The 9,769-nt window shown below is 74.4% G+C and carries 9 protein-coding genes; 2 read left to right on the forward strand and 7 right to left on the reverse strand.

From position 1 onward, the window contains the following. From ACWCSD_RS39285 to ACWCSD_RS39300, 4 genes are all read right to left on the reverse strand, one after another. A partial coding sequence (locus ACWCSD_RS39285; RefSeq protein ID WP_449922516.1) for a nicotinate-nucleotide--dimethylbenzimidazole phosphoribosyltransferase occupies positions 1-586 on the reverse strand: 586 nt, incomplete at its 3' end. 62 nt (positions 587-648) lie between these two features. Continuing rightward, the gene (locus tag ACWCSD_RS39290) at positions 649-1,494 is read right to left on the reverse strand and encodes a sirohydrochlorin chelatase (RefSeq protein WP_387678939.1); all 846 of its coding nucleotides are present in this window, start codon (positions 1,492-1,494) and stop codon (positions 649-651) included. 66 nt (positions 1,495-1,560) lie between these two features. Then, the gene (locus ACWCSD_RS39295) at positions 1,561-2,109 is read right to left on the reverse strand and encodes a hypothetical protein (RefSeq protein ID WP_449922518.1); all 549 of its coding nucleotides are present in this window, start codon (positions 2,107-2,109) and stop codon (positions 1,561-1,563) included. Positions 2,110-2,296: 187 nt separating this feature from the next. Then, positions 2,297-2,617, reverse strand: coding sequence for a hypothetical protein (locus ACWCSD_RS39300; protein WP_449922520.1), 321 nt, complete (start codon positions 2,615-2,617; stop codon positions 2,297-2,299). A gap of 228 nt (positions 2,618-2,845) precedes the next feature. Between ACWCSD_RS39300 and ACWCSD_RS39305 the strand changes: the two genes are divergently transcribed. Together ACWCSD_RS39305 and ACWCSD_RS39310 are read left to right on the forward strand one after the other, a co-directional pair. Further along, a complete protein-coding gene (locus ACWCSD_RS39305) occupies positions 2,846-4,699 on the forward strand; it encodes a serine hydrolase domain-containing protein (protein ID WP_387670215.1) in 1,854 nt (617 codons plus the stop codon). A 53-nt stretch (positions 4,700-4,752) separates the two neighbouring features. Beyond that, a complete protein-coding gene (locus ACWCSD_RS39310; RefSeq protein ID WP_397163972.1) occupies positions 4,753-6,030 on the forward strand; it encodes an NAD(P)/FAD-dependent oxidoreductase in 1,278 nt (425 codons plus the stop codon). Positions 6,031-6,040: 10 nt separating this feature from the next. On the opposite strand, the gene ACWCSD_RS39315 is transcribed toward ACWCSD_RS39310, so the two are convergent. The 3 genes from ACWCSD_RS39315 to ACWCSD_RS39325 all read right to left on the reverse strand — a co-directional run bounded on the left by ACWCSD_RS39315 (position 6,041) and on the right by ACWCSD_RS39325 (position 9,536). Continuing rightward, positions 6,041-7,024 carry a BtrH N-terminal domain-containing protein gene (locus ACWCSD_RS39315; protein ID WP_449922523.1) on the reverse strand — a complete coding sequence of 328 codons (984 nt, stop codon included), beginning with the start codon at positions 7,022-7,024 and terminating at the stop codon, positions 6,041-6,043. A 62-nt stretch (positions 7,025-7,086) separates the two neighbouring features. Continuing rightward, complete coding sequence (locus ACWCSD_RS39320) at positions 7,087-8,529, reverse strand: MFS transporter (protein WP_449922525.1); 1,443 nt, start codon at positions 8,527-8,529, stop codon at positions 7,087-7,089. Between the two features lie 188 nt (positions 8,530-8,717). Then, the gene (locus ACWCSD_RS39325; RefSeq protein WP_449922527.1) at positions 8,718-9,536 is read right to left on the reverse strand and encodes a S1 family peptidase; all 819 of its coding nucleotides are present in this window, start codon (positions 9,534-9,536) and stop codon (positions 8,718-8,720) included. Positions 9,537-9,769 lie beyond the last annotated feature (233 nt).

Here is a 9,769-nt window from a genome sequence, read left to right on the forward strand (position 1 = left end):
CCGGGTCCTTGCCGGTGAACGCGGAGATCAGCGCGGCCGAGGCGGTGGTGTTGGCGATGCCCATGTCGCCGGTGATCAGGCAGCGGGCGCCCCCGTCGATCAGCTCCTGCGCCACGGCGATGCCCGCCTCCAGCGCCCTGACGGCCTGGTCGACGCTCATGGCGGGGCCGCGCGACAGGTCGGCGGTGCCGTACGCGACCTTGCGCTTGACCAGGTCGGGGGCGTCGGGCAGGTCGGTGGCGACGCCGACGTCCACCACCGTCACGGACGCGCCCACCTGGGCGGCGAAGGCGTTGGCGACCGCGCCGCCGGCCAGGAAGTTGGCGACCATCTGCGTCGTGACCTCCTGCGGCCACGGGCTGACGCCGCGCGCGTGCACGCCGTGGTCGGCCGCGAAGATGGCCAGGGCGGCCGGCTCGGGCATGGGCGGCGGGCAGACGCCGGACGCGCCCGCCAGCCGTACGGCCACCTCCTCCAGAGCCCCGAGCGCGCCGCGCGGCTTGGTGAGCCGGTCCTGGTGGGCGCGGGCCTCGGCGAGCGCCTCGGGGTCGGCGGGACGGATGGCCGCCAGGGTCTCGGCGAGCACGGACACCTCCACGTAGTGACAGTTAGTGAACGAGCTGGAGCGTTGGCGGACGAGGTGGAGCGTCAGTGGACGAGCTGGAGCGCTTCCTCGTACCGGTCGATCACGACGTCGGCCAGCGTCTCGCAGTCGCCGATCACCTCGGCGCAGCGGATGTCGAGGTCGGGGTGGCCCGCGCCGTACGCCAGGGCCTGCGCCCACACGCGCTCCAGCAGGCCGCCCGCGAACAGCAGGTACGGCACCACGATCACCCGCTTGGCGCCCAGCCGGCGGCAGCGTTCGAGCCCGCCGGGCACGCCGGGCGGCGTCACCGAGACGAACGCGGTCTCGACGGTCATGTAGTCGTAGGCGTGCGTCTCCCAGAACAGCCGCGACACCCGGTGGACCTCGGCGTTGGCGGCGGCGTCGGTCGAGCCCTCGCCGACCAGCACGACCGCCGTCTCACCCGGCTCGACCTGGCCGGGGACGTCGTCGAGGGCCGGGGTGTCGACGGCGCGCAGCCGGGGCCGGGCGCCGACCAGCTCCAAGGGGCGCGGCCTGGCCATCTCGGCGGCGGCCTCGCCGAGCCGGTCGGCCAGCAGCGCCAGCACGCGCGGGTCGGGGCCGAGGGGGCGGCCGTAGTCGTACATGAGGGTGGGGTGGCGCTGCTGTTCGAGCGCCATCGCGGCGGGGAACTCCGCATCCACCTTGCTGAGACTGAGCGGCAGCGCGACGAGACGGTGGTGGCCGCGCGCCATCAGGGACGCCACGGAGTCGCTCAGGCGCGGCGTGGCGCGTTCCAGATAGCCGCCGGAGACGTCGACGGCCGTGTGGTCGAGGCGGCAGCGCAGCCGGTGGACGAACCTGCCGAACTCCGCGGCGTAGGCGTCATCGTTCGAGCCCTGCCCGATCAGCAGGAGCGGCGGCTTCATTGAGGGATCTCCGGTGCGTAGACAAAGTCACGCGAGGATAACCGATACGTGCCCGTGGGGGACAGGTCACGCTGCGTGCGCGGGCCTGGCGTGCACGACGAAGACGGCATCGGCCGCGGTCAGACGGTGGGAACCGCCGGCGCCGGGCGTCAGCGCGGACGCCTGGATCCGCGTGCCCTCGCCACGGTAGCCGAGCTCGCGCAGCAGCTCCAGCACGGCCACCGCCCGCTCGGCCGTGCCGAGCGCGCACACCAGCGCGCGAGGGCCGCGGGCGGCGCACGCCGCGACTACGTCGTCGCCGCCCCCGCCGACGAAGACGGCGTCGGGGTCGGGCAGCGGTTCGAGCGCGGCGGGCGCGTGCCCCCTGGTCAGGGCGACCTTGACGCCGTGGGACAGCACGTTGGCACGCAGCCGCGCGCAGGCGGACTGGTCGCGTTCGACCGCCACGACGGCCGCGCCCAGCCTGGCGCACTCGACGGCGAGCTCGCCCTCGCCCGCGCCGACGTCCCAGACCAGGTCGCCGAGCCGGGGACCCAGCTTGGCCAGGACGAACGCCCGCACCTCGGCGCAGCGCCACCGCCCGCGCGCCCAGCCGCTCGGCGGCCAGCCGTCCACGTCCGGCGTCCCGGCTCGCGACGTAGACGGTGTGCCCCGCGCCGACGAGCCGCCGCGCGGTCTCGAACCCGAGCCCCTTGTTGGCCCCTGTGATCAGTGTCGTCGTCATGGACGCGACGCTAGGAATTCGAGCGCGCTCGAAGTCAATTCGCCCTGATGGTCCTTGGCACAGGCGCACCGGCGGCCCTCAGCCCGCCCCGAACCCGATGACCTTCCAGGGAGCATCGTCCGACTGCCGGCCCGTGAGAAACCTGTGCGGCCAGTGCCTGTCGTCGTTCGGCGGGTCCTCATCGCACCGGCGCACCTCGAGGACGACGGCGACGCTTCGCACCTGCCGATACCCGCCGGGGCCGTACTCGTCCGGTGTCGGCTCGCCGACGTCGGCGGCCGCGTCCCGCTTCGGCATGGTGACCGGCGGCCCCTGCGCGACGGAGCAGGTGGAACAGCCCGCACCACAGCACACCAGGAGCAGGGCGGCCAGCATCGCGAGCAGCTTTCTCGTCGTCAACCCCTCGTCCTTCCCGCTCGTCCGGCCGAATGCGGGGAGAGGGCGTCGCCGATCTCCTCCGCCTGTTCCGATGCGCTGATCATGATCCATCAGATCGACCCTCATCGCAGGGAATTCATCCGATTCGCATACACCCCCGGCCCCCGCCGGAGCCGGTCGCGGTTGGCCCTGGCCGGACATCTCTGCCAAGATCACCGTGTTTCGCCCCCGCCTTGACCGAGGAGCCCTGTGGACAGGAGACGTTTTCTCACCCTGACCGGTGTCGCCGGACTGGCGGCCGCCACAGTGCCCGCCGCAGTGCCCGCCGCGCCCGCCTTCGCGGCGGCCTACCCGTCCGCGGACGCCGGGCTGACCGCCGAGGCGCACGCCAAGCTGGCCGAGCTGGCTCCCTACGGCGTCACGGCGCTCGCCTTCACGCCGTCCGGCGGCTGGGTCATGGTCACGCAGGACGGGCGGTACTTCGCCCGCGGAATCCCCGACGCCTGCTTCACGGAGCTGGGGGCGCTGGTGAAGGCCGGCCGGAAGGTCAACGCCATCGCCTTCCCGCCGGAGGGCGGCGACCGCTGGGTGATCACCACCGACAAGGGCGTGTCGTCCCGCGGCCTGCCCGCGGCGTGCCTCAGCCGGATCAAGGCGTACTACACCGCCGGGCAGCAGGTCGTGGACGTGGCCTTCCCGCCCGCCGGGGGCGACCGCTGGACGGTCGTCGCGTCCGGCGCCTTCCAGGCCAACGGCGTGGACGACGAGTGCTACCAGATGATGCGCAACCTGACCCAGGGCGGCCGCCGGCTGACCCGCGTCGCCTTCCCCAAGGCGGGCGGCTGGGCCCTGGTCGCGCAGGACGAGTTCCACGCCCGCGGCATCGACGACGCCTGCTTCGCGAAGATGAAGAGCCTGGCCGGCGGCGGCTGGCAGCTGCACAACGTGGCCTTCCGACCGGGCGGCGGCTGGGCGCTGTGCTCCCGGGGCAAGGCGCCCGCGCTGCCCGCCGACCGGGTGCGCCAGTTCGAGAACGCGGTCGGCGGCTCGACCATCTGGCAGCGGATGAGCGCGTACAAGACGCCGGGCGTGGCGGTCGCGGTGGTCGTCGGCAACAAGATCGCCTGGTCCACCGGCTACGGGCGGCTCGCCGCCGGCGGCGCCCCCGCCGCGCATCCGGAGAGCGCGTTCCAGGCCGCCTCCATCAGCAAGGCCGTGGCCGCGGTGGGCGTGCTGCGGCTGCTCCAGACGCGCAAGATCGCGCTCACCGCCGACGTCCGCCCGCATCTCGGCTGGACGCTGCCGGCCCGCTCGTGCGTGTCGCCGACGGCGGTGCCGACCGTCGAGCAGCTGCTGACGCACCGGGCCGGGGTCGTCGGGCGCGGCTCGACCTCGCCCGCCGGGGCCTGCTCCGGCTTCGACGCCGGCGGCGGCGGCTTCGCCGGGTACGGCGCCGCCGCCACGGTCCCGTCACTGCTCCAGGTCATGAACGGCGAGGGCAACTCCCCCAGGATCGAGCTGTCCACGGAGCCAGGCGCCGAGTACCACTACTCCGGCGCCGGGTACGTGCTGCTGCAGCGCATGGTGGAGGAGCTGACCGGCAGGTCGCTGGCCGACTACATGAGCCAGGAGGTGTTCGCCCCGCTGGGCATGGCGGGCAGCTCGTACGCGCTCTCCCCCGCCTTCGAGCTCGCCTCCGGCCACACCTCCACCGGGACGGTCATCCCCGGCGGCCACAACCGGTATCCCGAGTCCGCCGCCGCCGGCCTCTACACGAACGTGCTCGACCTGTGCCGCCTGGTGTCGTACCTCAACCGGGCCTGGACCGCCACCGGCGACATCGCCGGGCCGCTCACCCGCGCGTCGGTGCGCTCGCTGCTCACCGAGGGCCCGCAGCCCGGGATGGGACGCGGCCTGTTCGTCGCCGGCTCCGGCACCCAGAACTTCTCCTACACCCACGACGGCTCCAACTACGGCTTCAGATCGGTGTTCAAGGGCTATCCGGAGCTCGGCGCGGGCTACGCCGTGCTGGCCAACGGCAACGACACGGCGCTGGTCAACGAGGTCGCCGCGGCCGTCAGGTCGGTCTACGGCTGGGCGTAGGGCACGACGACTCGTGGGGTCTGAGCTGCGAGGACGCGGGTAGGGCCCCTGGCATGGACAACGAGCGGAGAACGGCTGGCACCGTCATCGTCGTGGGGGCCGGGATGGCGGGGCTGGCCTGCGCGGTGCGGCTGCACGAGGCCGGTGTGCCGGTACGGGTGCTGGAGGCGTCCGACGGGGTGGGCGGCCGGGTGCGCACCGACGTCGTGGACGGGTTCCGGTTGGACCGCGGCTACCAGGTGTTCAACACCGCCTACCCCGAGGCCCGCCGGCTGCTCGACCTGGACGCGCTCGACCTGCGCCCGTTCGCCTCGGGCGTGATCGTCCAGGGGACGCGGGCCAGGGCCAGGGTGATGCTGCCGTGGCGGCATCCCCGGCACGCGCTGAGCGGGCTGCTGACCGGCCTCGGCACGCCGCGCGACGACGCCGTGCTCGCCGCCCTCACGGCCCGCGACCTGGTGCTGCCCGCGTCCCGGCTGCGCGGCGGGCCCGACCGGCGCACCGACGACGAGCTGCGCGCCTGGGGCATGTCGGAGAAGATGATCGACTGCCTGATGCGTCCCTTCCTGGCCGGGGTGCTCCTGGAACGCGACCTGGAGACCTCCAGCCGGATCTTCCACCTGTTCTGGCGGTCGTTCGCGCGCGGCACCATCGCGGTGCCCGCCCTGGGCATGGGCGAGATCCCGCGCCGGCTCGCCGACCGGCTGCCGCCGGGCACCGTCACGCTCGGCGCCCGGGTCATCGAGGTGAGCCCCGGCGGCGTGCGGCTCGCCGACGGCGCCACGGTCGGGGGCCGGGCCGTGGTGGTGGCCGCCGACCCGGGGGCCGCGGGCCGCCTGCTGAGCGGGATCGAGACGCCCGAGATGCGCGCGGTGACCACCTTCTACCACGCCGCGCCCCGCTCCCCCATGCGCGAGCCGATCCAGGTCGTGGACGCCACCGGGGCCGTCACCGACACCCTGGTGCTCACCGACGCGGCCCCCGGGTACTCCGCCGACGGGCGGGCGCTGGTGTCCACGTCGGTCCTGGGCCTGGCCGACGACGAACGCGCGGTCCGCCGCCGCCTGACCGAGATCTACGGCGACACCTCCGGCTGGGAGCACGTGGCGACGTACCAGGTGCCGGCGGCGCTGCCGGCGATGCGGCCGCCGTACCCGCTGCGCAGGCCCGTGCGGCTGCGGGCCGGCCTGTACGTGTGCGGCGACCACCGCGACACCGGCTCCCTGCAGGGGGCGCTGGTGTCCGGCCGGCGCGCGGCCGACGCCGTGCTCGACGACCTTCGGTCGCTGCGCGCAGAAAGCCTGGCCGCCCTCGACCGGGCGGCGCTCTAGCGGCCCGCGGTCACAGCTCGCGCAGGGCCTGCATGGCCTCGCGTTCGATGCGCGCGAGGTCGTGCAGGACGGCCCCGGCCTGTTCCAGGTACGCCGCCTCGCGCCCCTCGCCGGCCTTGGCGATCAGGGCGGCCACGTCCGTCCACAGGGCGGCGGCCTCGGCGTACAGGCGGTGGCCGGCGCGCAGGCGGTCGTCGTCGACGAATCCGGCGCATTCGCCGAGGAAGTCCCGGTAGAGGGCGCGGAACAGGCCGCCGCCGGTGCCGCCCCTCTCCATGAGGAGGGCGGCCAGCGACAGGTCACGCGCGGGCTCGGCCACGCGGTCCAGCCACTTGGGCACCAGGCGGGCGGCCTTGTCGATGCCGCGGTGGCCCAGGTTGGCGATGGGCGCGGCGAGGAACGCCTCGGCGCACGCCCTGATCGCCGGGACGGCCCGCTCCCGCCAGGCGGGCGGGCCGCCCGGCAGGGTGAGGGTGAAGGACCGGTTCCTGGCGGTCATCGGGCCGCGTTCGGACCGCGCCGCCGCCAGGCTGTCCCGGCTCGTCCGCACCGCGCCGCCCTGTTGCGCGGTGTCCACCAGGTACGCCTGCCGCTCGTCGTAGCCGTACATCGCGACGACGTGGCCGCCGAAGTGCACCTTCGAGCCGAAGTAGTCCAGGTGGTGGCTGTCGAGCTGGAGGCCGACCGGCAGGCCGTCGTCGATGCGGGCGGCCACGTTCTCCCAGGCCCTGCGGGCCGAGCCGGTCTCGGCCACGTCCAGGGTCAGCCCGAGCCTGGCGGCCAGGTTCCTGGTGAGCTCGAACGGCTTGACCCGGCCGCCCAGGAACGGGACGTCCATGCCCTTGGCGTCCCAGTAGACGAAGGACAGGCCCGAGCCGAGCCCGAACAGCATGGGCTCGGACAGGTCGAGCCCCTGGTGGCGGAGCAGCACCCCCAGCGCCGTCGTCTCGCAGTGCTCCATGCCGCGAGCCTCGATGCCTTCCACGATGGTCATGCGTCGCTCTCCTCTGGCCGGTTCGATCATCGGGCGCGGGGCCGCCGGCCGGTCCGGCCCCGTCAGGCAGCCTGCGGCCTCCCACGGGGGGAGAGTCCATCGTCCCGCTCCCGCCGCGCGGCCCGGTGGGCGGTGAGGGCGCCGGTCGCGCAGAGGGCCGCGAAGCCGAACAGCACGTACCGGGCCGAGTCGAGCATGGAGGCGCCGCCGAGGTTGACCAGGATGCCGGCGACCGCCGTGCCGAACGCGACGGACAGGCTGGTCACGGTGGCGATCGCCGCGGCCGCCCGGCCGCCTTCGGCCGGGTCCGGCGTGCCGGTCAGCACGGCCACGGACAGGTGCGGGTAGGCCAGGCCGATCCCCGAGCCGGCCGCGAACAGCACCGGCACCCAGACCAGCACCAGCCATCCCGGCGGGTCCGTACGCTGCACCAGCCCCTGGACGAGCAGACCGGCCGCGAGCAGCAGCGGGCCGGCCACCCGCAGCCGCCGCACCGCGCGCCGCCCGCCCACGGACGAGCTGCCGATCTGGGTCGCCGACCAGCCGAACGAGACGGCCGCGGCGAAGAACCCGGCCACCAGCGGCGGCAGCCCGGCCAGCCGCTGCGCGAACAGCGGCAGGAACGACTCGACCGCGACGCCGAAGGTCAGCACCCCGATCGTCAGGTAGACCCACTTCAGCGGCGAACCCGGCCGGTAGGTCTCCGCCGGGAGGACCCTGTGCTCGCTGCGCCGCTCGTGGACGACGAACCCCACGGCCGCCAGCAGCGCCACCGCGAGGACGGCGGTCTTGGCGAGCGTGCCGGCGACCACCGCCGCCACGCTCACCGCCCCCGCGACCGCCGTCACCAGCAGCGACGAGCCCACCGGCACCCGCACCCGCCCGGCACCGCCGTCGCGCGGCGCGTCGCCCCGGCCGCGCAGGGCCCGCGGGACGACCAGGCCGCAGCCGGCCCCGAGCACCGCCATCGCCGCGAACGCCGGCCGCCACGCCCCGAACTGCGCGAACAGCCCGCCGAGCGCGGGTCCGGCGAAGTTGCCGACGCCGTACATGGCCGACATGAGCGCGGTGCCGCGCGTCCAGAGCCGGGCCGGCAGGGCCGACCGGACGACGGCGAACCCGAGCCCCGACAGCAGCCCGGCGCCGAGCCCCTGCACCCCGCGCGAGACCAGCAGCACCGCCATCGCCGGGCTCGCCGCGCAGGCCAGCGAGCCCGCGGTGAACGTGGCGAACCCGGCGAGGTAGGAGCCGACGGTCCCCCACGCCGACAGCGACCGGGCGGTGAGCATGGTGGCGATCACCATGGCGACCAGGTAGACCGTCATGTTCCAGGCGTAGAAGCTCGCCCCGCCGAGCTCGGCCACCGCGGTCGGCAGCAGCCCGGCCGCCAGGTAGATGTTGATCGCGCCGGCGAGCACTCCCCCGGCCGGCACGACGGCTGCCCAGAGATGCTCTCGTCCCAGCAGCTCCCGCCAGGTGGCGGGGACGTCCTGCGCGCGGCTCATCCGCGTGCCTCCGCCGTGCGGGCGGGCGGGGGCGGTGGCGGGACCGGCGTCCCGTGCGCGGGCTCGGTTTCGGTTCTCATGACTTCAAGGCTGTCGTTGAACCGCTCCCGGAAGCTTCGCGCCGGGCGCGGCGGGCGGCGCTGGGCCGCCGGGCGGCGCGCCCTCAACCGCCGGTGCAGCCCCGCCGGTCAGCTGTAGGCGCGGATCGTCCGGTCGAGCCACTCCGCGTACGCCGGCACGCTGGTGTACAGACCGGGGCCTTCCGCGCAGGACGGGCTCTTGGCGCCGGGCCCCGAGGTGACCCCGATGAGCTCCCATCGGCCGTTCCTGCCCCGCTGCAGCTGCGGGGAGCCGGAGTCGCCGTTGCACGCCATGGCCTTGGGCACCCGGCTGACCGTGCACAGGCGGGTGCCGCTCGCGTATCCGGGCCCGCACTCGGACGGGGCGCCTCGGCGCGTGTCGAGCTGGTTGAGCCGCGGGGACATCTTCCAGTCGGCCGGGTCGGGCTTGGACTCGGTGACGCCGAAGCCGATGATCCGGGTCGGGGTGCCGGGCCGTCCCGGCCGCGCGGCGATCGGCACGGGCTGGTGGGTGACCGGACGGTCGAGGCGGATCAGGGCGATGTCGTTCCTGTTGGGCGTGTTCTGGGAGTAGCGGGGGTGGAGCACGGCCTGGGCGATCTCGCGCACCTCCCCGCCGGACTTGCGCTGGTCGCTGCCGACGCGGACGGTTCCCTTCGGGATCGACCCGACCTCCATGTCCAGGCAGTGGGCCGCGGTCACCACCCACTGCGGCGCGATGAGCGCCGCTCCGCACACGCCGTCCGTCAGCCCCAGGGCCGGGGCCTTGATCGGGATCGAGGCCATGAACGGGTACGCCTCCGTGGCCTTCCCGCCGTTGACGATCGCTCCGGCGCCGCCGGCGGTGACGGCGAGACAGGCGGCGCCCGCCACGGCGACGACGGCGGAACGGCCCAGGACGCGACCCAGCGATTTACGACTAAACAACAGCTTTATCCATTTCAGTGCGTGATTACGATGAAAACACGCTATCTGCGAAGAATTCGCCCGCATCAGTACGCCAGCACGCCAACCCGTGGTAGGGACAACCCCCCTCGCGACGTGCTGTGGTTTTCCGCAGCAGGACTGGGCGGAGCACCGCATGGGCCACCTCGGCGAGCGGGAACAGCATGCTGGCCGCCAGCCGCCGGTGGCCGTGTTCGCGGCCCACGCGTCGCGCG

It is taken from the genome of Nonomuraea sp. NPDC001684 (assembly GCF_053596515.1).